At 61.0% G+C, this 26,185-nt stretch carries 17 protein-coding genes and 3 rRNA genes; 14 read left to right on the forward strand and 6 right to left on the reverse strand.

The annotated features are described in order from the left end of the window. The 3 genes from ACQKP2_RS09580 to rrf (ACQKP2_RS09590) form a co-directional block, all read left to right on the forward strand. A 23S ribosomal RNA gene (locus ACQKP2_RS09580) occupies positions 1–76 on the forward strand; the annotation flags it as partial. 143 nt (positions 77–219) lie between these two features. Beyond that, positions 220–335, forward strand: a 5S ribosomal RNA gene (rrf, locus tag ACQKP2_RS09585). 108 nt (positions 336–443) lie between these two features. After that, positions 444–559: ribosomal RNA gene (gene rrf / locus ACQKP2_RS09590) — 5S ribosomal RNA — on the forward strand. Between the two features lie 116 nt (positions 560–675). Here the strand turns inward: rrf (ACQKP2_RS09590) and ACQKP2_RS09595 are convergent. From ACQKP2_RS09595 to ACQKP2_RS09615, 5 genes are all read right to left on the reverse strand, one after another. After that, a complete protein-coding gene (locus ACQKP2_RS09595; protein ID WP_427576030.1) occupies positions 676–1,143 on the reverse strand; it encodes an SRPBCC family protein in 468 nt (155 codons plus the stop codon). A gap of 30 nt (positions 1,144–1,173) precedes the next feature. Then, a complete protein-coding gene (locus tag ACQKP2_RS09600; RefSeq protein WP_427576031.1) occupies positions 1,174–4,590 on the reverse strand; it encodes an amino acid adenylation domain-containing protein in 3,417 nt (1,138 codons plus the stop codon). Positions 4,591–4,603: 13 nt separating this feature from the next. Further along, entirely contained in the window at positions 4,604–5,533 is a 930-nt protein-coding gene (locus ACQKP2_RS09605; RefSeq protein ID WP_427576032.1) for a diiron oxygenase, read from the reverse strand. After that, positions 5,530–6,306: a DUF3050 domain-containing protein gene (locus ACQKP2_RS09610; protein ID WP_427576033.1), complete on the reverse strand. Its 777-nt coding sequence runs from the start codon at positions 6,304–6,306 to the stop codon at positions 5,530–5,532. The genes ACQKP2_RS09605 and ACQKP2_RS09610 overlap by 4 nt, the downstream gene beginning before the upstream one ends. Positions 6,307–6,944: 638 nt before the next feature. Then, positions 6,945–7,655 (reverse strand): GntR family transcriptional regulator, encoded by a 711-nt coding sequence (locus ACQKP2_RS09615; RefSeq protein ID WP_427576034.1) that lies wholly within the window; start codon positions 7,653–7,655, stop codon positions 6,945–6,947. 197 nt (positions 7,656–7,852) lie between these two features. Between ACQKP2_RS09615 and lapG the strand changes: the two genes are divergently transcribed. Together lapG and lapD are read left to right on the forward strand one after the other, a co-directional pair. Further along, entirely contained in the window at positions 7,853–8,545 is a 693-nt protein-coding gene (gene lapG, locus ACQKP2_RS09620) for a cysteine protease LapG (RefSeq protein WP_427576035.1), read from the forward strand. A 14-nt stretch (positions 8,546–8,559) separates the two neighbouring features. Then, complete coding sequence (lapD, locus tag ACQKP2_RS09625; RefSeq protein ID WP_427576036.1) at positions 8,560–10,506, forward strand: cyclic di-GMP receptor LapD; 1,947 nt, start codon at positions 8,560–8,562, stop codon at positions 10,504–10,506. 21 nt (positions 10,507–10,527) lie between these two features. Here the strand turns inward: lapD and ACQKP2_RS09630 are convergent, their stop codons facing one another. Next, complete coding sequence (locus ACQKP2_RS09630) at positions 10,528–10,893, reverse strand: tryptophan synthase subunit beta (protein ID WP_427576037.1); 366 nt, start codon at positions 10,891–10,893, stop codon at positions 10,528–10,530. A gap of 573 nt (positions 10,894–11,466) precedes the next feature. Here ACQKP2_RS09630 and bcsQ point away from each other — a divergent pair. The 9 genes from bcsQ to ACQKP2_RS09675 all read left to right on the forward strand — a co-directional run bounded on the left by bcsQ (position 11,467) and on the right by ACQKP2_RS09675 (position 26,180). Next, complete coding sequence (gene bcsQ / locus ACQKP2_RS09635) at positions 11,467–12,609, forward strand: cellulose biosynthesis protein BcsQ (protein WP_427576038.1); 1,143 nt, start codon at positions 11,467–11,469, stop codon at positions 12,607–12,609. Then, positions 12,606–14,828: a UDP-forming cellulose synthase catalytic subunit gene (bcsA, locus tag ACQKP2_RS09640; protein WP_427576039.1), complete on the forward strand. Its 2,223-nt coding sequence runs from the start codon at positions 12,606–12,608 to the stop codon at positions 14,826–14,828. The genes bcsQ and bcsA overlap by 4 nt, the downstream gene beginning before the upstream one ends. Beyond that, entirely contained in the window at positions 14,828–17,098 is a 2,271-nt protein-coding gene (bcsB, locus tag ACQKP2_RS09645; protein WP_427576040.1) for a cellulose biosynthesis cyclic di-GMP-binding regulatory protein BcsB, read from the forward strand. Before bcsA ends, bcsB begins: the two co-directional genes overlap by 1 nt. An 85-nt stretch (positions 17,099–17,183) precedes the next feature. Continuing rightward, positions 17,184–18,347 (forward strand): cellulose synthase complex periplasmic endoglucanase BcsZ, encoded by a 1,164-nt coding sequence (bcsZ, locus tag ACQKP2_RS09650; protein ID WP_427576093.1) that lies wholly within the window; start codon positions 17,184–17,186, stop codon positions 18,345–18,347. Beyond that, entirely contained in the window at positions 18,323–22,243 is a 3,921-nt protein-coding gene (locus tag ACQKP2_RS09655) for a cellulose synthase subunit BcsC-related outer membrane protein (RefSeq protein ID WP_427576041.1), read from the forward strand. Before bcsZ ends, ACQKP2_RS09655 begins: the two co-directional genes overlap by 25 nt. A 15-nt stretch (positions 22,244–22,258) precedes the next feature. After that, positions 22,259–22,927 carry an SGNH/GDSL hydrolase family protein gene (locus ACQKP2_RS09660; protein ID WP_427576042.1) on the forward strand — a complete coding sequence of 223 codons (669 nt, stop codon included), beginning with the start codon at positions 22,259–22,261 and terminating at the stop codon, positions 22,925–22,927. Then, positions 22,927–23,595 (forward strand): alginate O-acetyltransferase AlgF, encoded by a 669-nt coding sequence (locus ACQKP2_RS09665; RefSeq protein ID WP_427576043.1) that lies wholly within the window; start codon positions 22,927–22,929, stop codon positions 23,593–23,595. Before ACQKP2_RS09660 ends, ACQKP2_RS09665 begins: the two co-directional genes overlap by 1 nt. 18 nt (positions 23,596–23,613) lie before the next feature. Beyond that, positions 23,614–25,029, forward strand: a complete 1,416-nt coding sequence (locus tag ACQKP2_RS09670; protein ID WP_427576044.1) for an MBOAT family O-acyltransferase — start codon at positions 23,614–23,616, stop codon at positions 25,027–25,029. After that, a complete protein-coding gene (locus ACQKP2_RS09675) occupies positions 25,029–26,180 on the forward strand; it encodes an alginate O-acetyltransferase AlgX-related protein (protein ID WP_427576045.1) in 1,152 nt (383 codons plus the stop codon). Before ACQKP2_RS09670 ends, ACQKP2_RS09675 begins: the two co-directional genes overlap by 1 nt. Positions 26,181–26,185: the final 5 nt, after the last annotated feature.

Consider the following 26,185-nt stretch of genomic DNA (forward strand, 5'->3'; position numbering starts at 1 on the left):
ACGTTGATAGGTCGGGTGTGTAAGCGCTGTGAGGCGTTGAGCTAACCGATACTAATTGCCCGTGAGGCTTGACCATATAACACCCAAGCAATTTGCTGACCTGAAAAGGCACCAGATTGCGGTGTGTGAAGACGCAAGAACCGAAAGTTCGCACAACACACAGACTGTCACATACCCAATTTGCTGAAGCGTCGAAAGACGAGTCGGCACACCGAATTTCTTGACGACCATAGAGCGTTGGAACCACCTGATCCCATCCCGAACTCAGAAGTGAAACGATGCATCGCCGATGGTAGTGTGGGGTTTCCCCATGTGAGAGTAGGTCATCGTCAAGATTAAATTCCGAAACCCCTATCTGCGTATGCAGGTAGGGGTTTTGTTTTAGTAGAAGTCACCAATTTTCACTGGCGCGTGTGCGGTACGACGAGCTGGTTACAGAATTTCTTGACGACCATAGAGCGTTGGAACCACCTGATCCCATCCCGAACTCAGAAGTGAAACGATGCATCGCCGATGGTAGTGTGGGGTTTCCCCATGTGAGAGTAGGTCATCGTCAAGATTAAATTCCGAAACCCCTATCGGCATATGCAGATAGGGGTTTTGTCGTTTTTGGGTTAGAAAACCAGCGATGTAAAAAATCCAGTCCCTGAAATCAGGGACTGGATTTTTTATGCCTTACGCAAACAGCTTGTGCACATTGCCCATCGCATCATCGGCAAACCCTTGCACGAAATCCTTGAACCCCGGCAATGTTTGCGCGTCGCCCTGAGCAGGTTCTGCAATGATGGTCCAGGTCGCCCGCGACTTGCCTGCCCCCAGCGAATCGACACTCATCGACGCCCATAGATTGGCCACACCCAAGGTGTTGTAAATCGTGGTCCAGGTCATGTTCAGGGCCTGGTCGTTCCGGGAGTTGAGTTGCTCGACCACCAGGTTACCGTCCTTGAAGAACTTTTTGCGCAAGGACGACACCCCCTCGCCAGTCATCTCGATGTGTGACAGCGCCGGTATGAATCGATCGAAGCCGGCGAAGTTGCCGACCACAGCCCAGACCCGTGCCGCATCGGCAGGGACCTCCACCGAGGACACGACGTGGCAGCCTTGCGGGTTTTTGATCAAAGTATCGGGTTGCAGAGTGATCATGGTTTTGCTCCGTTCATGGTGGTTGATGGATCAGATGAAATTGATTTCTTTGAGGTAATCGCAGCCACGCCGCAGCAGCGCCGGAGATTTTTCCGGGTAGCGCGCGCCCATCTGCCGCACACCGGCCTGGGCGTTGTCATGGCCTATCATCGAGATGTCGCCGATGTCCTCCTCAAATCCGTTGAGGTAGAAGCCCAGTACGCCGAACAGTGCGTTGTCGCTGTCGACGCGGCCCAATTGCTGTTGCCAGTCGGTGACGCTGACCAAAGAGAACTCCCGCCCGGCTTCGCGAAAAGACGCCACATAACTGTCCCAACTCAGGGGCTCGGGGTTGTGCAGGTTGAACACGGCCTTTTCCGGTTGATACCGGCTGGAATGGAAGGCGATGAAGCGGGCGAGGAAGTCCACCGGCATCAGATCGAAGTTCAAGGTGAACTCCGGTACCTGGCCGAGCTGGATCGAGCCTTTGAGCATCAGCATCAAACGATTCTTGTGCGGTTGGCACACGCCCGTGAGGCTGTTGAAGCTGATGTTGCCGGGGCGATAAAGATTGACCTGCACACCACGCTCGCGCGCTCGTTCGAGGATCCGCTCGCCAACCCATTTGGACAGGTTGTAGCCGTTCTTGATGTAGATCGGTGGAGTGTTCGCGGCAGGCAGTTCAAGCACCCGGCCATCGGCGGAAATCGTGCTGGAGGCCGAAAGCGTCGAGACGAAGTTGAAGATTTTTTTGCTTCGTCCTTCGCACAGGCGCAGGCACTCGAAAATCGGCTCGACGTTGTCCCGTGCCAGCGACTCATAGTCGAGTACGTGATTGACGTTGGCGGCGTTATGCACAAGCGCGCCGAACTCCCGATCCAGTCGCTCGTACACCTCGCTGGACAGCCCCAGTCCCGGACGCGTGATGTCCGCCGCGTACACCTGCACCCGACTCAAGTCCAGATGATCCAGTCGGTTCTCTCGCAGGGCCTGGGTGAAACGCTCGCTTGCCGATTGTCCGTTGCCGTCGCGAACCAGGCAGGCCACTTCACTGGCACCCCAGGCCAATAGCGCTTCGACAATGTGTACACCGACAAAGCTGTTGGCACCGGTGACGATCACCTTATGCACATCGCCCATGTGGCTGATGGGCAGCGGCGTTACATCGAGCTCACGTGCAGCATCGGTAATGGCTTGTGCACTCAATACTTCTTCGGCGCCGGAACCACGCACCAGGGTCGCCAGCTTCGTGATGGTGGGTAATTCGATAAAGCGGTTGATCGAGATGCTGCGGCCGAATTCTTCGCGCAAGCGCAGCAGCATGCGCGAGAGCAGAATCGAATGGCCGCCGAGGTTGAAGAAGCTTTCGTCGGTGGAAATATCGCTCGGCGGTAACTCCAGCAGCTCGGCCCAGATGTCCAGCAACAGCAACTCGTCATCGTTTTCCGGCAAGCGTCGTCGGGTATTTGCGCTCACGCTGACTGGCAGATCCAGCAGCGCCTTGCGATCCACTTTGCCGTTGCTGGCGAACGGCAAGCTTGCAATTTCGGTCCAGGCAACCGGCTGCATATAGTCCGGCAGGTGTTGCAAGGCATGCGCCATCAGCGATTCACGAGCGGTACCGGACCGGTCTTCCTGAGGTTGGGCGAGGAAGGCCAGAACCCGTCGATGGCTGTCGATGACCACCGCCACCTGACGGTACAGCTGGCTGTCACGCAGGCAACGCTCGATTTCTTCCGGTTCGACCCTGAAGCCGCGAATCTTCACTTGATTGTCGAGACGCCCGCACAATTCGATGCCGTTGGCGGTCCACCTGGCCATGTCGCCGGTGCGATAGGCGCGCAGTTGCTGGCCGTCGGGCAGGGTCAGACTCAGGTAGCGCTCGGCGGTTTGCCGGGGATTGTTCAGATAACCCAGGCACACGCCGGGTCCGACGATATACAGCTCGCCGACGGTCTGCTCGGAAACCGGCTGCAAATCTTCATCGAGTATCAGCACCTGGCTATTGGCGATAGGGGCGCCCAGGGACCGATTGTTATCGCCGGCGCGCAGTTGCCGCGCGGTGACCAGTACTGTGGCTTCAGTGGGGCCATAGAGGTTGTAGAGCCTGCCATGGCGAGTCAATTGTTCGATGACCCACGGCTCGCAGACATCGCCGCCAGTCATGATGTGGTCAAGGTTGCTCAGTTGCTCAAGGGGCAGAATGCTCAACAGCGCCGGAGGCAGGAAGGCATGGCTGAGGCGGTGAAGGCGGATCAGCTCTACCAGTTGTAGCGGGTCGCGACGCTGATCCTCGTTGGGCACGATCAGTTCGGCGCCCTGCAGCAGTGTCGGGAAAATATCGATCAGCGACGAGTCGAAACTCAATGACGAGAACTGCAGGACCCGACTCTGCTCGGTCAGTCGTACATAGTCGGCGTACCACGCCGTGAAGTGAGCGAGGTTGGCCTGGCTGAGCAACACGCCTTTGGGGTGTCCGGTCGTTCCCGAGGTGTAGAGCGCCATGCACGGCGCCTCGAGTTCGGGACGGTGACGCATCAAGGGCTGTTCGAGGTCCACCTCATTCGGGTCGATCGCGGTGATATCCAGCCCCGGCATATGTGTCGCCAGCGGATGCTGTCCGTCATGCAGCAACAACACCGCACCTGCGTTCGACAGGATGTACTGCTGGCGTTGCAGCGGATGACTTGGTTCCAGCGGCAAGTACACGGCACCGCTGCCCAGGATCGCCAGTATGCCCGCGTACAACGCGCTGCATTTCGGCAGGCAGATCCCCACCACCTGCGGGCCGTCATGCTGATCGAGCAGGGGCATCAGTCGCTGCTGAACGGCGCGGCTCAGGGCATGCAATTGGCGATAGTCGAGAGAACTGCCGGCAACCTTCAGCGCCGGTCGTTCAGCACTTTGAACGAAGCACTGCTCAAGCCGTTCGATCATGGGTGTCTGAGCGAGCGACAGCAGCCGATTATCAGTGGTCGAGTTGAGCTGATGAACGAACGCCAGGGTTTCCAGAAACAACAGATTCTCGATGTTCCCGAAGCAAACGGGAGCCGCCGGTTCGGCCTGCAGAAAATACTCGCTGTCCCGGGAGTAACGGCTGACCAACAGGGCCACATGGTCCACCAGCTCCGCAACAGTGCGCAGACGCAGCGCCTGGCCGTTGCCCGAGGTCTCATCGGCAATCGGAACGCGGGTGAGCAATGCCGAGCCCACGCTGCACAACAGGTCCAGTGAAGGCAGGGCGGATGCATTGGATAAGTCGATGCCCAGTTGCAGCGTCAGGCACGGCGCGTCGTTGAACAGCCGCATCTGCAGGGTGGCATCATCGATAAGCAGATCGGCGTGATCCGGCGCCTGTTCGTCGGGCGCCGTAACGCGCGCCAGAGCATGACCGTGTTGTTCGAGTTCCAGTGCCAGTTCAGTCAAGGCCTGGCTTCGCCCAACGAGCAGAATGTCGAGACGTCTCATGATGTGCTCCTTGTCAGATCAAGTAGTCGCTCAAGGCGTTTTGCACGCACGGTGAATCGAGTAGCGAACTGCTGCGGAAGAACCGCACGATGTTGGCCACCATCGGGTGATGGCGGTTGATGGGAAAGGCCAGTCCCGATACTTCTGTCTTGAGTGCGCGGCGCGCGGCATCGCTGATCTGCAATGCATCGATCAGGCGGTAGTCGAAGGATTTCTGGATATCGTTGGTCAGGTAGTGGCCGATGAACACCGGGAGGATTTGCGCGATGCATTGACGGTCGTCTTCGCTTGCGGTGTGCCAATAGATACGCACCATCCGCGACCAGAAACCGGAATGGCGCCCTTCGTCGAGCAAGTGATCAGCCATCAACCCCTTGATCGATTGCTTGACCGTATCGTCCTTGGCGAACGCGGCGACATCACCGGTCACGGTGTTCTCGGCGATGGCCACGCAGATCAGTTCCACAGCGCTGCGCAGGTGCTCGGGCGCGAGAGCGATCGCGGCCGGGATCGCCCGGCTCAGTTCGATTTCATCGGGCAGGTCGATGGGCGTGATCCCGGTCATGGCGACGGTCTGCTGCATGAAGTCCATGGCCACCAGGGCGTGATAGTCCTCGTCCACCACCACCGTCATGGCGTCGTAGCGACAGGCGAACGGGAAGGCCAGCGCGAATCGATTCTTGGCGATGCTGCGGGCGGTCTTGTCGACGATCTCGGTTTCGAAAATCACCACGTCGTTGATGAATTTGTAGAGCGTCTGCACCAGGGCAAAGTCGCGCTGCTGCGGGCACTCGCGCAAAAAGGTTTCACTGAGCACCAGGGGTTGCCGGCTCAGGGGATAGATCAGTTTGTCGTCGTTCTCCACTACGCGACGCGGGCGGGTGCGGATGGTGGCGCGGTTTTCCCAGGCTTCGGCGAACGACTGGTAGTCGGCGGCATTCATGCGTTCACCTCCGCCAGCGGCTCGCTCATGCTCAGGCGCAGGCCGTCCCAGAGAGCGATGCGGCTTTCCACGGCGGCGATGGCGCTGGCGTACACGTCCTCCTGCCGTTGCGGGTCGCCACCGACCAGTCGCGCGAGAAGTTTTTCTGCGGCGGGACCATGGTCTTCGGAATCGACCTCGATGTGTCGTTCCAGGTAGTAGCGAAAGGTTGGCGCCTGTTCAATGCCGATACCCCAGTCATCGAGAATGCGCTGGAACATCTGCGGAATCACACTTTCACGACCATGCAGAAACGCCGCCGCCACGCTATGGCCTGGCGCATGCAACGCCGTGTGCAGCGTGTGCCGTACGAATCGCGCGGCCGCCGGATCAACCTCGACGCTTTGCAGCGCCACCTCGTAACTCACGCCTTCCTGTTGCAGCGTCACGAAGCGCTCGACGGCGGCCGTGCTTGCGCCGACTTCACGCATGGCGTCCAGGTACAACTCGAAATGACTGTAATGACCTTGGGCGGGGCGGTCATCGGACTCTTCACCTAGCACTATCTCGTTGATCAATCGTGCTGCCTGGGGATCTCGCGGCGGCAGCCAGGGCAGATGCGTGCAGGTCAGCTCCTGCTGCAGGCGTTTGGTCAACGACATGAAGTCCCATACTGCGAATACGTGGGTTTCCATGAAGCGCTGCAATACCGACAGGGAGTGAATTTCGGAGAAAATCGGGTGTGCACTCAGTTCGGCCTTCTTTTGTTCGAGATGCTCTTTAGTTGCTTTCATTGGTTGACCTTTAAATTGCTTTCTATGGGGCGATCAATTGCGGATAGTTCTTTTAAAGTTTTCGAGGCGAGCGGATGCCTCAAGCGAATTGATCTGTTTGATGGCTTTAAAGTTATGGCGCACTGCCTTGTAGTCAGCGGTCGCAAGGCGACGTGAAAAAGTTAGTACATAAATAAAGTGTCGAGCAAGTTATTTTGTTTAAATTTAAAGTTGCAACTTTATTTGATGCGACAAGTTTCAATAAAACTTTTAGTTTGAGTTTTATTTTGGCGTAGTTGCTCCTTCCAACTTATATAAGTCAGAATTTAAATGAAGAGTGAATGCCTCACTCGAAGCAACTTTCTAATTAAAACCGTCGAGGTGATCTGAAGGGGTGGAAGTTGGCCGGGGATGACGCCGATTCTTCCTTTCCCGTGGCAAGGCTCCTTCCGTAGGTTCCTGGTGCGGGGACACTGATGTGCTGCGTCACCCGTTCATCGATGCTCGGCATCCCAAGAGTGAGCGTAATTCAAGGCAGCCGCTATCACCGAGACGTGGAAATCGGGGGAGGAGGTAAAAGCGGGAGATTTGTAAACGGATTGTTCAGCTCAAGGCGGGCAGCCGAACCCGTGGCGAGGAAGCAAGCTTCCCGGGCCCATTCACTTCGGCGTTTTTCTACGCTGGGCTTCAGGGCTGTTGAGGTAACGGGTAATGACCTCGACCCCGCGATTGAGGTGGTGTTCGAGCAGTTTCACCGAGCCTTCGACGTCGCGGCTTTCAGCGGCGCGCAACAGGGCGCGGTGATCTTCCTGAGACAGCTTGCCCAGACCCATGGCCTCCAGGTTGAAACGCAGGAAGCGTTCTTCCTCGTTCAATCCTTCTTCGACCAGTTTGAGCAGGCGTTTATTGGGAGCCTTGCAGTACAGCGACATATGGAAGAGGCGATTGAGTCGTCCGATTTCCGTGTAGTCGTGTTCCGTTTCCAGTTCATCGATATAGCGCGCGGCCTGTTCCAAGTCCGTGGCCTCAAGCAGCGGAACCGACAGGCGCAGCGCTTCGGACTCCAGCAGGATGCGCAGTGCATAGGTTTCCGCGGCATCGCCCTGAACCAGCGGTGCGACCACGGCGCCTTTATGGGCAATCACATTGAGCAGTGCCTGGGCCTCGAGCTGGCGCAAGGCTTCGCGCACCGGCATGCGGCTTACGCCAAACAGATCGGCCAGGTCTTGCTGGCGCAATGCAATGCCGCACGGCAGGCGGCCATCAAGAATGGCCGAGCGCAGGGTTTGTTCGATCACCGAGCGTGCCAGGTGGGCGGGAATCGGCCCGTTAACCTTGATACTGCTGAGAGGGTTGGGCTTTTGTGTCACTACTAAGCACCCTGATTGGCTGAGAATTTTTTGGATCCAGCTGACACTAGTAACCGCCTGATGGCTTGTCAAACACGCAGCAGGGCGGCTTTCCTTCAGTTTAGCGCGCTGTCGGTGGCCCCAGCGTGCGATTGTTTTTTACCGGGCTAACCTACACCATCAGTCGACTTTCACCTGCCTGACCTGGATGCCTCGCATTGGTGGTACGTTTCCCGATTCCCCGAATGTTGCGCTGCTCATGCGGCGCGTTGCTGCTGGCCGGCATGATGCTGGGCGGCGTGAGCGCCGATTGGGACTTTTCCCTGATCAGTCGTCGGGCGCAGGCATTGTACGGACCTTTGGGCGAAGGTCAGCAACGCATTGATGATTGGCAACACTTATTGGCCACCCAAAAGCAAGCCACCGAGCTGGAGCAACTCAATCTGGTCAACCGGTTCTTCAATCAACGGATGCGCTACGTTGAAGACATTGATCTGTGGCATCAGGTCGATTACTGGGAGACCCCCATCGAAGCCCTGTGGAAAGGCGCTGGCGATTGCGAAGACTACGCGATCGCCAAGTACTTCAGCCTGCGGCACCTGGGGGTTGCCAGTGACAAGCTGCGCATCACCTACGTTAAGGCATTGCGCCTGGATCGTGCGCACATGGTGTTGACCTACTACGCCAGCCCCGAGGCCATGCCATTGGTACTCGACAGCCTGATCGACACCATCAAACCGGCCAGCGAGCGTACCGACTTACTGCCGGTCTACTCTTTCAACGCAGAGGGGCTGTGGTTGCCGGGCGCCAAGGGCAATCAGAAGGTCGGTGACACCAAGCGCTTGTCCCGTTGGCAGGATGTGCTGAAAAAAATGCAGGCCGAAGGATTCCCGGTCGAGACGACCCACTAGGAGCATGCCCACAGATGTCTTTGTTCAAACAACTGTTGATCGCGATCTGTCTGTTCCTGGTTGTCGCCTTTACCGGCAGCTTCATGGTGAGTCTGGAGAGCTCGCGCACCCAGTACGTCAATCAGTTGCGTTCCCATGCCCAGGACGCAGCGACGGCCCTGGCCCTGTCGTTGACGCCCAACATCGATGATCCGGCGATGACCGAGTTGCTGGTCAGTTCGATCTTCGACAGTGGCTATTACGCGAGTATCCGGGTGGTTGATCTGGCCAATGGCAACACCCTTGTCGAGCGCAGCGGCATGCCCGCCGATACCCGAGTGCCGGACTGGTTCGTCAGGCTGATCGGCCTGGAGCCCGCCGGTGGCGATGCGATTGTCAGCCGTGGCTGGGAGCAGGCCGCACGGGTCGAGGTGGTCAGCCACCCGATGTTCGCCCTGGCCAAGCTGTGGCAGAGCGCGTTGGGCAGTCTTCTCTGGCTGTTGACCTGCGGTGTGGCCAGTGCGGTCCTGGGGGCGCTGTTGCTGCGCCGGCAATTGAGGCCGCTCGATTACATGGTCCAGCAATCCCACGCCATCGCCCGCCGGGAATTTCTCAGCCTGCCGCAGCTGCCGCGTACGCCCGAATTGAAGCGCGTGGTACAGGCCATGAACCAGATGGTCGAGAAGCTCAAGGCGCTGTTTCAGGAGCAGGCCGAGCGCAGTGAAAAGCTGCGGGTCGAGTCTTATCAGGACAGTCTGACGGGACTGGCCAACCGTCGTTATTTCGAGATGCAGTTGAGCGCGAGGGTGAGCAATCCCGAACAGGCCAGCTCCGGTTACCTGTTGCTGTTGCGGGTCCGGGATCTGGCCGGCCTCAATCAGCGTCTGGGAGGGCAGCGCACGGACACACTATTGCAGGCTGTAGGCGAGCAATTGTTGCGCGAATGCGCCAGGTACCCGGCCACACAAAATCTTGTCACGCGCATTCGTGGCGGCGAATTTGCCGTGCTGGCGCCGGGACTGATGCGTGAAGACGCACGGCAGCTGGCGCAACACCTTGATTCGGCCTTGGCCAGCCTGCATGCGACCGGCGCGACCGATGTGCCCTCGGTGGCGGCAATCGGGCTGGCGCCGTTCATTCATGGCGACACGCCGCAAGCCGTGCTCGGCCTGGCGGACCAGGCATTGGCGCAGGCTGAAATCGAGACGGATTCGAACTGGGTCTGTCTTGATCACGACGCCCAGGCCGGTGTCGGCGATGACCATCATGCCTGGCACAGCTTGCTGGATCAGGCACTGAACCAGCGGCGCTTCATGTTGTATTTCCAACCCGTGGTGGCCAGTCAGGACACGCAACGGGTGCTGCACTACAAGGTGCTCTCACGACTGATCGACGATCAGGGCCAGACCATTCCAGCCGGGCGCTTCCTGCCGTGGCTGCAACGCTTCGGCTGGGCCGCGCGGCTGGATCTGCTCATGCTGGAACGGGTATTGGAGCAGATGGCCGATCACCAAGCGTCGCTGGCGCTGAATCTGTCGATGGCGACGCTACAAGACCCGCAGGCGCTGGAAGTCCTCTTCGAACGACTGCGCGCACACTCCAGTCTGGGGCCGCGATTGACCCTGGAAATCGGCGAAGAACAGTTACCGGAGCAAGCGGCGCTCGAAGACCTGGCGCGTCGATTGCGCGATCTGGGGTTCACCTTGAGCCTGCAACATTTCGGCGGACGATTCAGCATGATCGGCAACCTGGCTCGCCTTGGATTGGGATACCTGAAAGTCGATGGCAGCTACATCCGCGCAATCGATCAGGAGAGCGACAAGCGATTGTTCATCGAGGCTGTTCAACGCGCGGCGCACAGCATCGATTTGCCATTGATCGCCGAACAGGTCGAAACCGCAGGCGAACTGGCGGTGATTCGTGAGCTGGGGATGTATGGCGTCCAGGGGCGATTGATCGGTGAGCCGAAGGCTTGGCAATAAAGCGAAGGAGCCAAACCGTCGTCAGATAAATCCTTCCTCATCGTCACCCACCAGCTGGCTCAACCCGCCCAACGCCTCTCGGGCCTGGCTGCGGTCCATGAGCTTGGCCTGCGCGGGAGCCGGCAAGTCGGTGACGAGAATGACCCCTTTGCTGATCAGCACTTCAATCAGGTCATCGAGTACCCGGATCATCTCCAGGTCGCTCTGTTTGAGCTGCTTGAGTTGTTTGATCTGCTTGAGCTGTTTGAGGCTGGTGGCCATGACCTCGTTGGCGAACCAGGCTTGAAGATCGGGATGGTCGGCCGGCAGCGTTTCCGTGGATTCGGCGTAGGCCTCGGCTTCGACGCGCATCAGTTGGCCTTCTGCATTGCGTTGCACGTAGAACATTGAGCATCCCTCAGAAGTAAACCCGCGTCATGCAGTCAGCAGCATAGTCAACATTGCGCCACGAGTGAGCACAGCGTCTGTCGATCGGCTCGAGAATCGCGGGAAATTGTTGGCCGTTGCTTGAGGGCCAATGGGCGTCTTTTAACTAAGGTGTTGATTTGGAACATATATATGTAATTGGTGCTGTGTAGCGTATATAGCCATCGTTCATATGGTTCGCTAATTGCTTTATCGATGGCGATTATTCAACGGTTGCCGTCCATCTTTCTGACAGCCATTGGGCGTAAATGATGTGCGCCGTTGCAAGGCTTGCCGGATAATTCCGCGCCGCCGCTGATGCCCCTGTTCACGCGATTCGAGGGGTCTACTCGAATGCTGTTGTCAGAACGCGGCGCCAAAGAAAAAATGCCATATTCGTCAAAATTATGGCGATAAAAAAGGTTTTTTTAATCGCGATCAAATATTACACTTGCGGCATTCAAAATATTGACGATATCATTTTAGTGGCTCCTTTTGATCGTCTTTTGAACTGCCCGCTCCCTGATATGCGCCCGCGCCCTGGATAGTCATTTTATGAATCGTACAGACGATATATCGAATCTGTTCAGCAGGTTCGGAGCAAGTGCGGACAGTTATCTCGAATTCGGTAGCCAGTTCGACTACAAGGAAAAGCCCTTGGCGCTGGTGCCTGCCACGCCTGCCCCCGAGCCTGTTGTCGACATCGCAAAGCCTGTGATCAAGCATTGCGACACCCCGTTGGCAGAGGCCGCGACAGACCGCGTGCCTGCCTCGTCACCCGTGCATGCCTCGCAATCCACCGCGCCGCTTCGTCACCTGCTGGCCGAAGTGGCGCGGGCGCGTCAGGCCGAAGCGCAAGCACGCAATGAAGAAGCCCTGCGCCAGGCGCTTCCCCATGGGCGCCCGGCCAAGACCAGGGCCCATGTCATTGCGCTCATATCGGCCAAGGGGGGTGTCGGCAAAAGCACGCTGGCCTCGGCGTTGGCCACCGCGTTGCGCCTGGAGGGTGGTCAGACCCTGGCCATCGATCTCGACCCGCAAAACGCCCTGCAGCACCACCTGGGTGCCGAACCGGACGTGGCGGGCATGGGCAACGCGAGTCTTAACGGCGAGAACTGGAAGCCACTGCTGCTGGCCGGCTCCGCCGGTTCCCTGTTGTTGCCTTACGGCGCGATGAGTGAAGACGAACGCCGCACGCTGGAACGTTATCTGGACAACGATCGCTACTGGTTGGCCGGTCAGCTGGCAAACATGGGCCTGGGCGAAAACGATGTGGTGATTCTCGATACACCGCCGGGGCGTACGGCTTATCTGGATCAGGCCCTGATGGTGGCCGACCAGGTGCTGGTTGTCGCGACGGCCGATGCCGCGTGCTTTGTCACACTGGACCAGACGGAGCGCCTGTTGAGCGAACGCGTGGCCATGGGGCAGGCGCCGCTGTGCAGCTATGTCATCAACCAGTTCGACAGCGCTCGTCAGTTTTGCCGGGACATGCACGAAGTGTTCAAGCGCCGCCTCGGCTCCAGCCTGATCGGGGTTGTGGCGCTGGACCATGCCATCGGCGAGGCGTTGGCCTATGGTCAGAACCCTCTGTTGGAAGCCATGTCGTCGCCTGCTTGCCAGGACATGCTGTTGCTGAGTGACACGCTCAAGACGCAATTGAAATCCATGGATGTCGCAGAGTCCTACGCCTCGTGATCAACTCCACCGATCCACGCTCGGGCACTCCGACCGCTCTGCAAAACCATGCCCAGTCACTGTCCGATCGCCTGGACCGTCTGCCAATGGCACTGCGTCGGGCGTTGACTGTCGGCGTGACCGCGCTGAGCGGTCTGTTGGCGCTGTTTATCGTCACCGTGCCATTCGAGCTGTATTCGCAATGCATCTTTGCCCTCGGGTGCTTTATCGCGGCCCTGGTGCTGCGCAAGGTGCCGGGGCGTCTGTCCGTGCTGATACTCATTGGTCTGTCGCTCACGGCTTCCTTGCGCTACCTGTACTGGCGACTCACGTCCACCCTGGGGTTCGAGGGCTGGGTCGACATGCTGTTTGGCTATGGCCTGGTCCTGGCCGAGCTGTACGCCATGATCGTGCTGGTGTTCGGCTACCTGCAAACCGCATGGCCGCTGCGCCGTAAACCGATTCTGATGAGCGGCCCACCCGGCGAATGGCCTACCGTCGATGTCTTTATCCCCTCGTACAACGAAACCCTCGACATCGTGAAGGTGACGATCTTCGCCGCCCAGGCCATCGACTGGCCGCAGGACAAGCTGCGCGTTCACGTGCTCGATGACGGTCGCCGTGAAGACTTTCGCGAATTCTGCGAGCAGATTGGCGTGGGTTACATCGTTCGTGACAACAACCGCCATGCCAAGGCCGGCAACCTGAACGAGGCGCTCAAGGTCACCAATGGCGAGTTCGTGACCATCTTCGACGCCGACCACGTGCCGACCCGTTCTTTCCTGCAGGTGTGCATCGGCTGGTTCAGAAAGGACCCGAAGCTGGCGATGCTGCAAACGCCCCACTTCTTCTTCTCGCCCGACCCGTTTGAAAAAAACCTCAACACCTTCCGTTCCGTACCGAACGAAGGCGAGCTGTTCTACGGCCTGGTGCAGGACGGCAACGACCTGTGGAACGCGACGTTCTTTTGCGGCTCCTGTGCGGTCATCCGTCGTGCACCGTTGCTGGAAATCGGCGGCGTGGCTGTCGAGACCGTGACCGAAGATGCCCACACCGCGCTCAAACTGAACCGTGCCGGCTACAACACCGCCTACCTGGCCATTCCCCAGGCAGCCGGTCTGGCGACAGAAAGCCTGTCGCGGCACATCAGCCAGCGAATTCGCTGGGCGCGTGGCATGGCGCAGATTTTCCGCACGGACAACCCGTTGATCGGCAGGGGCCTGAACCTGGGGCAGCGCCTTTGCTACCTGAACGCGATGCTGCACTTTTTCTACGGGTTGCCGCGCCTGGCGTTCCTCACCGCGCCTTTGGCGTTCCTGTTTTTCGATGCGCAGATTTTCCATGCGTCGGCCTTGATGATCACGGCCTACGTGTTGCCGCATATCCTCCATGCCAGCCTGACCAACTCCAGTATCCAGGGGCGTTTTCGCCATTCGTTCTGGAACGAGGTCTACGAGACGGTGCTGGCCTGGTACATCATGGGCCCGGTGCTGATGGCGCTGGTCAACCCCAAGTTCGGTGGCTTCAACGTGACCGACAAGGGCGGGGTGATCGACCAGAAATACTTCGAGTGGAAGCTGGCCCGACCCTACATCGTGCTGCTGACGCTCAATGCCGCCGGCCTGATCTATGGCGTGGTGCGGTTGATACAAGGTGCCGACGGCGCCACCACCACGATCCTGATCAACCTGGCCTGGACGGTCTACAACCTCATCATCACCAGCGCTTCGGTGGCCGTGGCCAGCGAAACCCGCCAGGTTCGATCCGAGCCGCGCGTGGCGGCGGTGCTGCCGATGCGCCTGACCCGTGCCGATGGCTCCGTCGTCGAAGGCATGACCCAGGACTTCTCGCAGAAGGGGCTGGGTTTCCGTTTGCCGGACGGCATGAGCATCCCCAAAGGTGAGCGGGTGCAGATCTCGCTGTTCCGCAATCAGCAATTGAGTGTTTTCCCGGCCGTCATCGTGTTCAGTCGTGACGGGCTGCTGGGCGCGCAATTCGATCAGCTCAGTTTGCGTCAGCAAAGCGAGCTGGTCCGCCTGACCTTCTCCCGCGCCGACACCTGGGCAGCGACCTGGGGCAATGGGCAGGTCGACACGCCGTTGGCCGCCTTGCGCGATGTCAGCGGCATCGCAATGCGCGGTATCTACGAACTCTTCAAAGCCACGGCCATGGAAGTGCGGAATCTGTTCCGCAGTCGCCGCGCCACCCCGTCCACCCTGGATAACGTTCTGGACAAGTGATGAATTCGAAGTCTTTCGCTTTCGGCAACCTGCGCGAGCCTCGCCGTGCGCTGGCACGCCTGACGTGCGCCCTGTTGGCACTGAGTGGCGCTGGCGCGGCATTCGCCGAAACGGCGCCGGTGGATATGGCGCCGGGCGCCAGCGGTTACAGCCTGACCCTCAAGCAATTGGGCCGCAACTATCCGATGAGCCTGCGGGGCGTGGAGTCCACCGATAGCGTCAACTTCGATGTCCGTGCCGATTCGATTGTCACCGGCGCCAAACTGAAATTGCAGTACACCTATTCGCCGGCGCTACTGGCCGACCTCTCGCAGATCAACGTCATCGTCAACGACGAGGTGGCCGCGAGCCTGCCGTTGCCCAAGGAAAACGCCGGGCAGTTGCAAACTCAAGTGGTCGACATTCCGGCGCACCTGATCACTGAGTTCAACCGCCTGAGCCTGCAGTTCGTCGGTCACTACACCATGAGTTGCGAGGACCCACAGCATTCCAGCCTGTGGGCCAAGATCAGCAATGCGACCGAGCTGAGCATCGAAGTGTCGCCGCTGGCCCAGCCGAACGACCTGTCGATCATGCCGTTGCCGTTCTTCGATCGCCGCGATCCGCGCACATTGGCCTTGCCGTTCGTGTTTGCCGCCGCTCCGGACAACATCACCCTGGAAGCCGCCGGTGCCCTGTCGTCATGGTTCGGCGCGCAGGCCAGCTATCGCGGTGCGAAGTTCTCTTCGCGTTTCAATCAGATTCCGGCCCACGGCAACGCTGTGGTACTGCTCAGCGGTCCTGACGCGTTGCAAATCGGTGGCTTGAGCCTGCCGGCGGCCAAGGGGCCGACGCTGAGCGTGATGACCAACCCCAACGACGCCAATGGCAAGCTGTTGCTGATTACCGGTCGCGACGCCTCCGAACTCAAGACCGCCACCACCGCACTGGTGCTCGGCAGCCAGGCGCTGTCGGGCAGCAGCGTCGTGATCGACCGGCTCGACACCGTGCAACCGCGCAAGCCTTACGACGCCCCGAACTGGTTGCCGACCGACCGTCCGGTCAAACTCGGCGAACTGCTGCCGGCCAAACAATTCAACGTGTCCGGCTACAACCCGGGCGACGTCACCGTGCCACTGAACTTCCCGCCAGACCTGTTTACCTGGCGTGATGACGGGGCACCGCTGAACCTGAAGTACCGCTACACGCCGCAGGAAAAATCGAGCAACTCGTCGTTCATCGTCAGCTTCAACGACGCTTTGATTCAGTCGCAGAGTCTGCTGCCTCAGGACAAGCTCGAAAGCAGCGTACTCAGCGCCCTGAAAATCAACGACAGCCTGAACCGCGAAACCCGCGTGCGCCTGCCGTTGAACTCGGTGGCCCTGCAATCGCGCCTGCAACTGCGCTTCATGTTCGATTACATCAAGCAGGGCGAATGTGGCGACATCATCATCGACAACATGCGCGGCAGCATCGATCCGGAATCGACCCTGGACCTGAGCGGCTATGACCACTTCATGGCCATGCCGAACCTGGGCGTGTTCAAGGATGCGGGTTTCCCGTTCACCCGCATGGCGGACCTGTCGCAAACCGCCGTGGTGCTGCCGGACAACGCCGGTGCTCCCGAGCTCGATGCCTACCTGACCGTGCTCGGCCGCTTCGGCCAGTCCACCGGTTATCCGGCCACTGGTGTGCTGGTCACGCAGGCTGCGCAGATCCAGGCAGCAGGCGATAAAGACCTGCTGGTACTGGCCTCCGGCAACAATCAGCCTTTGCTGACCCAGTGGGCCGATCGCCTGCCGGCAGCCGATCTGGGCGAACAACAGAGTTTCCACCTGTCCGACCTGCCGATGCGCGTACGCGACTGGTTCAGCCCCGATCCTGAAGCCAACCAACGCAAGGCACGCCTGGCGATGGCCTTCTCCGGTGGCGCGCGCAGCACCTACCTGACCGGTTTCGAGTCGCCGCTCAAAAGCGGTCGCAGTGTGGTGCTGATTGCCAGCAGCCAACCGCAAGGTCTGGCCGAAGCGACCAACGCGTTGATCGGTGGCGAGGATTACACCCAGTCGATCCAGGGCAGCCTGGTGGTGGTGCGCGGCAAAACCATCGAGCCGCTGGTTGCCGATGAGCAGTACTACGTCGGCGAACTGGGGCCGATCAAACACCTGGAGTGGATGCTGTCGCGTCACGTCGGTTTGACGCTGCTGCTGACCGCGCTTGGCGTCCTGTTGCTCAGTGGCGTGGCTTACCTGTCGCTGCGTTCGCGCGCCAGGCAGCGGTTGGGTGACTGAGTCCGTCATGCGAAACCACGGGACCCACGGATGCAACCCTGTCCCCGGGCGTCGCTGGCGCCGGGCCGCACATTGGCTGACCGGTATGCTGGCGGCGTTGAGCCTGGCGCCGGTCATGGCGGATGAAGCCGCGTGCAAGGGCGCCAACTGGCCGCTCTGGCAAACTTACGCCACACGTTTCGTGCAGGCCGACGGTCGCGTGCTGGAATCCAGTGTGGAGCCCAATCACAGCACTTCCGAAGGTCAGTCCTACGGCATGCTGTTTGCCCTGATCGGCAACGACCGCGAGCGCTTCGACGCCCTGTGGAAGTGGACCGCCGCCAACATGGCCGGCGCCGACATCAACACTCGCCTGCCCGGTTGGCTGTGGGGTCAGGGCAAGGACGGCCAGTGGCAATTGCAGGACGCCAACTCGGCATCCGACTCGGACCTGTGGATCGCCTATGCGCTGCTTGAAGCGGCGCGCTTGTGGCAGCGTCCGGACTATCGCGAAGACGCCCTGCGCGTGCTCAAGAACATCGAAAACTCACTGGTGGTGAATCTGCCGGGCCTGGGGAAAATGGTTCTGCCGGGGCCGGAGGGTTTTGTGCAGCCCGATCATTTGTGGCGCCTGAATCCGAGCTATTTACCGTTGCCGTTACTGCGCAGACTGGCCAAGGAAGCACCGACCGGCCCTTGGAAGGACATCGCCGACAACACCGTCAAGATGATCAGTGCGTCCAGCCCCAAAGGCTATGTGGCGGACTGGATCGGCTACCGGGCGACGGCACCGAAGGCCGGTCTGTTCGTGGTCGATCCGGTCAAGGGCGAGTTGGGCAGCTATGACGCCATTCGCGTCTACCTGTGGGCCGGCATGACGCCCGCGACCGATCCGCTGGCGGCAAAACTGCTGGCGCGCCTGGACGGCATGTCCAACAGCACGGCATCCACCGGGATTCCGCCGGAAAAGGTCCAGGTCATCAGCGGTGCGCTCGAAGGCCAGGCGCCGTTCGGGTACTCTGCCGCGCTGGTTCCGTACTTCCAGGCCAAGGGCCAGCCCTGGCTGGCCGAACAGCAGCAACGCCGGGCCCAGGAGGCCTTGAGCGCAGCGCTGGCAAAACCCGATGGCGAACGTACCGAACCGCTGTATTACAACGCCATGCTCAGTCTGTTCGCCTTGGGCTGGGCCGAAAAACGCTATCAGTTTCGTGATGACGGAACGCTCAAACTGTCCTGGGAGACGTCATGTACCCGCGCCGTCACACGCTAGCGATCGGTATTCTCACCGCCCTCATCGGCACCGCTGCCCATGCGCAAACCGATGACGTGCAAGCACGCCTGGTCGAGCAAGGCCAGTATTGGCAGAGCCGGGACAACGCGGCGCGGGCGGCAGAAGCCTGGGAAAAGGTCCTGCGTCTGGACCCCAATCAGGCCGATGCGCTCTATGGCATGGGCCTGATCGGCGTCAAACAGAACAAACCCGAGCAGGCGCAGCAGTATCTGGCGCGTTTGCAGGCGCTCTCACCGCGTCCCTGGCTGGCGGCGCAACTGGAGCAGGACATTGCCCTGACGGACCCGAAGAACATCGCCCTGTTGGAAGAAGCCCGACGCCTGGCCGACGGCGATCAGCGCGACAAGGCCACCGAAGTGTTCCGCCAGTTGTTTGCCGGTCGCACGCCAGAAGGCAAGGTGGGTCGCGAGTTCTACACCAACCTGGCCTTCAATGACGCCGAATGGCCCGAGGCGCGCAAGGGGCTGGAGCGACTGACGCGCGAGATGCCCAACGACTCGATCGTGGCGCTGTTCCTGGCCAAGCACCTGGTCCGCCACGAAGACAGCCGCGCCGAAGGCATCCGTGCTTTGGCCAAATTGTCGACCCGTGAGGATATCGCCGGTGACGCCGATGAGAGCTGGCGCCTGGCGCTGGTCTGGATGGGTGCGCCGAATGCGTCGCAAGTACCCTTGTTCGACGAATTCCTGAGCAAGCACCCGGACGATCAGGAAATCCGTGACCTGATGAACAAAGGCAAGGCGCAGTCGGCCACCGGCGGTGCCCCGGCGTGGCAACAGGACCCGTTGGTGGCGCGAGGGTTGCAGGCGCTGGAGAAGGGTAATCAGGCCGGCGCCGAACAGGCGTTCGCCGCCCGCTTGAAGAGCAAGCCCGATGACCCCGATGCCCTCGGTGGTCTGGGCGTGGTGCGTCAGCAACAGAATCGTTTCGGCGAGGCCGAGCAGTTGCTCAACCGCGCTATCGCCAATGGCGGAACGCGCTGGAAGCCGGCGCTGGACAGCGTGCGCTACTGGGCGTTGCTGCAACAGGCCCGCGACCAGGCACGGACGCAGCCGGCCAAGGCACAGGAAACGGTCGCCCAGGCCATGCGCCTGAACCCCAAGGGTGTCGATGCGCGCCTGACCCTGGCCGATATCCAGGCCCAGGCCGGGCAACTGGATGCCGCAGAGGCCAACTATCGCCAGGTGCTGAGCGTGCAGCGCGGTAACCCGCAAGCCATTCAGGGGCTGGTCAACGTGCTGTCGCAGACCGGTCAGGCCGATGAAGCCCTGCGCTTGCTCGATACGTTGCCGGCGACCCAGCAAGCCGAGCTGGGCGGTGGCGCCAGCCTGCGCGCATTGCGCTCCACGCAAGCGGCCAAAATGGCCGAGCAACGCGGCGATACCCGTGCTGCACAGCAAGCCCTGGCGCAAGCGGTGCAGGACGACCCGGACAACGTCTGGACCCGTTTCGACCTGGCGCGTCTGTACCTCAAGACCGGTGAGTCGGCCAAAGCCCGCGACCTGATCGACAGCTACCTGAAAAACCACCCGACCAACATTGATGCCTTGTACACCAGCGCCTTGCTCTCGGTGGAAATGGAGCAGTGGGACGCTGCGCAAACGACCATCAACCGCATCCCGGCCGAGCGCCGCACCGCGGACATGAATCAGTTGGCCGACCAGATCACCCTGACGGTGCAGATCAAACTGGCGGCCAGCATCGCCAAGCGCGGCCAGCGTCAGCAAGCCCTGGCCCTGCTCGATCGCCTGCAACCGGTGGCCAGCCGCAGTCCCGATGGCATGGCGACCCTCGCCGCGGCGTATGTCGATGCCGGTGACTCGGCTCACGCGCAAGCGATGATGCGCGACGTGATCGCCCAGTCGCCGACGCCTTCGGCGGACCTGATGCTGCAATACGCCAACCTGCTGCTCAAGACCGGTGACGATGCCCAGGTCAATTCGATCCTGCGCGGTCTGCAAAACCAGCCGATGAGCGTGGCCACCCGCAAACGCTACGACGACGTGTTGTACCAGTACCGCATTCGCCAGGCCGACATCCTGCGTGAGAACGGCGACCTGGCAGGAGCCTACGACACCCTGGCGCCGGCGCTGGCGGCGCGTCCGGGGGACCCAGGCGCCGTGTCGGCGCTGGCGCGGATGTATTCCAGCAATGGCGACAATGCCAAGGCTTTCGAGCTCTACAAGCCGCTGTTGCAGCGCCAGCCGAACGACCCGCAGATGTTGCTCAATGCCGCCGATGCCGCGGTTCAGGCCCATGACATCGGCTATGCCGAACGTGCGCTGGAGCAGTTCCAGAAATTGCAGAACTACGACCCGCAATCGCTGACCGAGGCCGCGCGGATTTACCGCAGCATGGGCAAGACCAGCCAGGCGACGGAGTTGTTGCGCAAGGCGGTTGCCATCGAGCAAGACGAACAGAAACGCAGCCTCAACGCCCAGGCCAGCAGCCTGAATGTCGCGCCGAACCCGTTCGTGGGCTTGCCGGGCCAGCGCAATCAGGTAAGCCGCGCGCCCGTGGATACCATTCCGGCACCGGCTCAGGCGCAACTTCAAGCGGCCATGGTCGCCAGCAATGCTCCACTGCCGGTCGATGCCTACCCGGATCAGGTCCAGCCACGCGCTCTGGCATCGGACACCGGGCGCCAGGCATTGCCGGCCGGGCGTTATGCCGCCACCGCGGGCAATCCGTTCGCCCCCCAGGGCACGGTCAATGTCGCGGTCGATCAGGTCAGCTCCGCCCAGCGTGCCTTGGACAACATCCTTCAGGAGCGCAGCGGCTACGTGAGCCAGGGCGTGACGATCCGCAGCAATGACAGCGAGTCGGGGCTGAGCAAGCTCACCGATGTAGAGACACCGCTGGAGGTCAACATTCCGTCCGGCGAGAACCGATACGCCGTGCGCGTGACTCCGGTGTCGCTCAATGCCGGCAGTGTCGGCAGCGATTCCGCCACCCGCTTCGGCGGTGGCTCATCGGCCGACGGCGCCGGTTCCCAGCGTGACAAGGGCGTTGGCCTGAGCGTGGCTTACGCACGCCCGGATGAAGGCATCAAGGCTGACGTCGGCACCACGCCAATCGGCTTCAAATACAGCACGGCGGCCGGTGGCGTGAGTGTGGACCGGCCGTTCGCCGACAACTCCAACATGCGTTATGGCGTCAATGTGTCCCGGCGTCCGGTCACCGACAGCGTGACCTCGTTCGCCGGCACCACCGACCAGCGCACCGGTCAGTCGTGGGGCGGAGTGACGGCCAATGGCGGTCGGGCACAACTCAGTTATGACGATCAGCAGGTCGGCGCCTATGGCTACGGTTCGTGGCACAAGCTGCTGGGTCATAACGTCGAATCCAACAGCCGCACCGAACTGGGCGGTGGCGTGTACTGGTACTTGCGCAATGCCGAGGACAGCAAGCTGACCCTGGGCCTGAGCGCCACGGGGCTGAGCTTCGAAAACAACCAGGACTTCTTCACCTACGGCCACGGCGGCTATTTCAGCCCGCAAAGTTACTTTGCGCTGGGCGTGCCGGTGACCTGGGCACAACGCGCCGATCGCTTCTCCTATCAGGTCAAGGGCTCGGTGGGTGTGCAGTACTTCGACCAGAACGCGGCCGATTACTTCCCCAACGACAAAGACCTGCAGGCCGCCAGCAACCAGCGCTACCAGGGCCAGAGCAAGACCGGCGTGGGTTACAGCGTGAGTGGTGCCGGCGAATACAAATTCGGTTCGAACTTTGTCCTCGGCGCCAATCTCGGCCTGGACAACGCTCAGGACTACAAGCAATTCACCGGGGCCATGTACCTGCGCTACATGTTCGAAGACATGAACGGCCCGATGGAACTGCCGGTCAGCCCCTACCGTTCCCCTTATTCCAACTGATTCCTGGAGACTTCGATGCCTTCTTCCGTTCTTGCCGGTATGACCCTTCTGGTACTTGGGGAAAGCCACATGAGCCTGGCGGACCACCTGATGGAACCGCTGCAAGCCAACCTCACCCAGCAGGGCGCGATCGTGCATTCGATCGGCGCGTGCGGCGCCAGTGCCGGCGACTGGTTGATCACCAAGAAGGTCGATTGCGGCGCCGAGCAAAAAGGCGACGGCAAGATCGTAATCAAGGGCCGCGAAGCCACCACCACACCCATCAAGGACCTGATCGCCGCCGACAAGCCTGATCTGGTGGTGCTGGTGATCGGCGACACCATGGCGTCCTACGACAAACCGGTGTTCCCGAAAGCCTGGGCCTGGCAGAACGTGACCGCCCTGGCCAAGGAAATCACCGCCAACGGCGCCAAGTGCGCCTGGGTCGGCCCGGCATGGGGCAAGGAAGGCGGCATGTACAAGAAGAACGATACGCGTACCAAGTTGATGTCGGCGTTCCTGGCGAGCAACGTGGCGCCTTGCACCTACATCGATTCGCTGACCTTCTCCAAGCCGGGCGAGTGGGTGACCACCGACGGTCAGCATTTCACGGTGGCCGGCTATAAATCCTGGGCGAACGCCATCGGTGGCGCGCTGGGCAAACTGCCGGCCGACGCGGTCAGCAACAAGGGAGCCAAGCAGTGATGCGTGCCCTCTCTGCCGTGTGCGCCGTGGCGGCGCTGTTTACCGGTGCCAATGCCCTGGCTGCCGAGTTTGCGCTGTACCCCACCGGCCCCAGCGAAGACGCCGCGTTCATTCGTTTCGTCAACGCCAGCAGTGCACCGCTGGATGTGATCGCCCAGGCCGGCCAGCCGCCGATGCGCCTGGAAGCTTCGCAACCGGTGTCGCTGTTTTTCCCGGTGCAGTCGAGCAGCCCGGTCAAAGGCACCCTGGTCAGCGGCGCGCAAAAGTTGTCCATGGACCTGAAGATCGAACCCGGCGAATTCGCCACCGTTGTCGCCGTGGCGGACGGTTCCGGCATCAAGCAGATCGCCGTGCGCGAACAGCCTGACGACTTCAACGGCCTGAAAGCTTCGCTGGCGTTCTTCAACGTCGATGCCTCGTGCGCCGACGCGACCCTGCGTCCTGCCGGCCGCACGGCCGATCTGTTCAAGGCGGTGCCGGTCGACAGCCTGCAGCGTCGCTCGATCAACCCGGTGACCCTGTCGGTGCAGTTGGTGTGTGGCAATGCCAACGTTGGCGCGCCGATGGACCTGGGCGAACTCAAGGCGGGCGAGCGCTACAGCGTGCTGCTGGTGCCTTCGGCAACCGGTCCGCGTCTTTTGAACGCCACGGACACCCTGTCCCACTGATCGGATTGCGCTGCCGCCATGGTCTTCGCCTCGCTTGAGTTCCTGACGCTGTTCCTGCCTGCGTTCCTGCTGATGTATGCCTTGGGCAAACCGGCGTGGCGCAACGTCATCCTGCTGATCGGCAGCTGGCTGTTCTATGGCTGGCTGAGCCCGTTGTTCCTGACCCTGCACGTGGTGCTGACCATCGTCGCCTGGGTCGGCGGGCTGCTGGTGGACCGTGCCCGCGAGGGCTCCAGGGGGCGAGTGCGGCTGTTGATCACGCTGATTGTGATCAACACGGCAGTGCTGTGCTGGTACAAGTACGCCAACATCCTGGCCGGGACCTGGAACGAACTGATCACCTACTACGGCGCCATGCCGCTGGAATGGCAACGGGTAGCGCTGCCGGCAGGGCTGTCGTTCATTGTCCTGCAGGCGATTTCCTATCTGGTGGACGTGCATCGCCATACAGTGCCGGTGGAGCGCAGCTTCATCAATTACGCCACCTACATTTCGATGTTCGGCCACTCGATTGCCGGCCCCATCATTCGTTATGACTGGGTGCGCCGCGAACTGACGCAGCGTTATTTCAGTTGGCAGAATTTCTCCCTGGGTGCGCGCCGTTTCATGATCGGCATGTGCATGAAAGTGCTGGTGGCGGACACGCTGTCGCCGCTGGTGGATGTCGCCTTCCACCTGGAAAACCCATCCTTCGTCGATGCGTGGATTGGCTGCCTGGCCTACTCGCTGCAACTGTTTTTCGACTTTGCCGGCTACAGCGCCATGGCCATCGGCCTGGGCCTGATGCTGGGTTTTCACTTCCCGGAGAACTTCAACCGGCCGTACCTGGCCAGCAGCATCCAGGACTTCTGGCGGCGCTGGCACTTGTCGTTGTCCAGCTGGTTGCGCGACTACCTGTACATCGCACTGGGCGGAAACCGTAACGGCGCGTGGAAAACCTATCGCAACCTGTTCCTGACCATGGCCATCGCCGGCCTGTGGCATGGCGGTGACAGCTGGAACTACCTGTTGTGGGGTTCGGCCCACGGCATCGCCTTGTGCGTCGATCGTTTGTGGTCGCGCTCCAGCCTGCCGGGTATCCCGCCGGTGTTGGCGCACACCCTGACGCTGCTGTTCGTGTGCCTGGCCTGGACGCTGTTCCGCGCACCGGACTTCCATACCGCGCTGACGATGTATGCCGGTCAATTCGGCCTGCATGGCTTTGCCTTGGGCGATGCACTGGCGGTAACGCTGCGCCCGGTCCATGGGCTGGCTGCCTTGCTCGGTGTGCTGTGCGTTGTCGCGCCGCTGGTGCACGACCGCTGTGAGCAGCGCTTTGGCGGCTACGCGTTCTATGCGCCGATGGCGGCCTTGTGGCCGGTGGCGGGTTTCCTGCTTTCGTTCGCGCTGATCGCGAGCCGTGAAGCGGTGCCCTTCCTGTACTTCCAGTTCTAATGGCGGCGCCCATGACTTCTTCTCACGTACCGGCTCCACCGAGTGAATTCAATGCCCGCATCAGCAAGGTCGCGGGCGTGGTGTTCGTCGCGTTTCTGACGGTCGGCTTTGCTTCCTGCGCGTGGCTGCTGCTCAGTGGCAAGGTCGAGATGCTGCCGCCCAACCTCACAGTCGATGACGTGCTGCACGGCGAGGTGACCCACAAGATCGCCAAGCAGTTGTCGAAGGGGGCGGTGCCTGAGCAGGCGGCGAACCTGGAGCGCGGCGCGAGTTGGCTGGCATTGCACGACACCGGTCCGCGGGTGCGTTCCGGTTGTCCGGGCTGGCTGTTCCTGACCAGCGAGATGAGCATCAATCGCCATGCCCAGGCCAATGCCGAGACCAAGGCCGGCGTGGTCCGCGATGTTCAAAAGCGTCTTGCCGACCGCGGCATTCGGTTGCTGGTGGCGGTGGTGCCGGACAAGAGCCGTATCGCCAGTGCGCAGCTGTGCGACCTGCGCCGTCCGGCGCAGTTGCTGGATCGTGCGGTGGCCTGGGTCGAGGGTTTGAACAATGCCGGCGTCATGGCGATCGACCTGGCGCCGACCTTGCAGCCGCTGGGCGCCGAAGCGTATTTGCGCACCGACACTCACTGGAGCGAAACCGGCTCTGCGGCAGCGGCCAGGGCCGTGGCGAAACAGGTGCAGGTCATGGGCATCAGCGCCACGCCGCACAAGGACTTCGAATTGAAGGTGCAGGAGCCGGCCCGCCGCCCGGGTGACCTGGTGCGCCTGGCCGGCCTTGAATGGCTGCCGGTGGCCTGGCAGCCGACAGCGGAGACCGTGGCCGCCACCGTGGCCAGCGAAAAGGCGGGCGAGGCACAAAGCGGCGGCGACAACCTCGACGATCTGTTCGGCGACGACAATCTGCCCAACGTCGCCCTGATCGGTACATCGTTCTCGCGCAACTCCAACTTCGTCGGCTTCCTGCAACAGGCCCTGGGTGCCCCCATCGGCAACTTCGCCAAGGACGGTGGCGAGTTCTCCGGTGGCGCCAATGGCTACTTCAACAACCCGGCGTTCAAGCAGACGCCACCCAAGCTGGTCATCTGGGAAATCCCCGAGCGGGATTTGCAGACGCCTTACAGCGAAGTGATCGATTGGGCTAAATGACACCC

The sequence above is a fragment of the Pseudomonas sp. NPDC089569 genome (assembly GCF_050280625.1).
Lineage (GTDB): Bacteria > Pseudomonadota > Gammaproteobacteria > Pseudomonadales > Pseudomonadaceae > Aquipseudomonas.

Bases quoted from the DNA above. Each gene is read 5' to 3' on its own strand.
- ACQKP2_RS09630 (WP_427576037.1), bottom strand. From the start codon at position 10,893: ATGTTCTACGTGCAACGCAATGCAGAAGGCCAACTGATGCGCGTCGAA.
- ACQKP2_RS09655 (WP_427576041.1), top strand. From the start codon at position 18,323: ATGTACCCGCGCCGTCACACGCTAGCGATCGGTATTCTCACCGCCCTC.
- bcsZ (WP_427576093.1), top strand. From the start codon at position 17,184: ATGCTGGCGGCGTTGAGCCTGGCGCCGGTCATGGCGGATGAAGCCGCG.
- ACQKP2_RS09605 (WP_427576032.1), bottom strand. From the start codon at position 5,533: ATGAATGCCGCCGACTACCAGTCGTTCGCCGAAGCCTGGGAAAACCGC.
- ACQKP2_RS09600 (WP_427576031.1), bottom strand. From the start codon at position 4,590: ATGAGACGTCTCGACATTCTGCTCGTTGGGCGAAGCCAGGCCTTGACT.
- bcsB (WP_427576040.1), top strand. From the start codon at position 14,828: ATGAATTCGAAGTCTTTCGCTTTCGGCAACCTGCGCGAGCCTCGCCGT.
- bcsQ (WP_427576038.1), top strand. From the start codon at position 11,467: ATGAATCGTACAGACGATATATCGAATCTGTTCAGCAGGTTCGGAGCA.
- ACQKP2_RS09670 (WP_427576044.1), top strand. From the start codon at position 23,614: ATGGTCTTCGCCTCGCTTGAGTTCCTGACGCTGTTCCTGCCTGCGTTC.
- ACQKP2_RS09610 (WP_427576033.1), bottom strand. From the start codon at position 6,306: ATGAAAGCAACTAAAGAGCATCTCGAACAAAAGAAGGCCGAACTGAGT.
- ACQKP2_RS09665 (WP_427576043.1), top strand. From the start codon at position 22,927: ATGCGTGCCCTCTCTGCCGTGTGCGCCGTGGCGGCGCTGTTTACCGGT.
- ACQKP2_RS09660 (WP_427576042.1), top strand. From the start codon at position 22,259: ATGCCTTCTTCCGTTCTTGCCGGTATGACCCTTCTGGTACTTGGGGAA.
- lapD (WP_427576036.1), top strand. From the start codon at position 8,560: ATGTCTTTGTTCAAACAACTGTTGATCGCGATCTGTCTGTTCCTGGTT.
- ACQKP2_RS09595 (WP_427576030.1), bottom strand. From the start codon at position 1,143: ATGATCACTCTGCAACCCGATACTTTGATCAAAAACCCGCAAGGCTGC.
- ACQKP2_RS09675 (WP_427576045.1), top strand. From the start codon at position 25,029: ATGGCGGCGCCCATGACTTCTTCTCACGTACCGGCTCCACCGAGTGAA.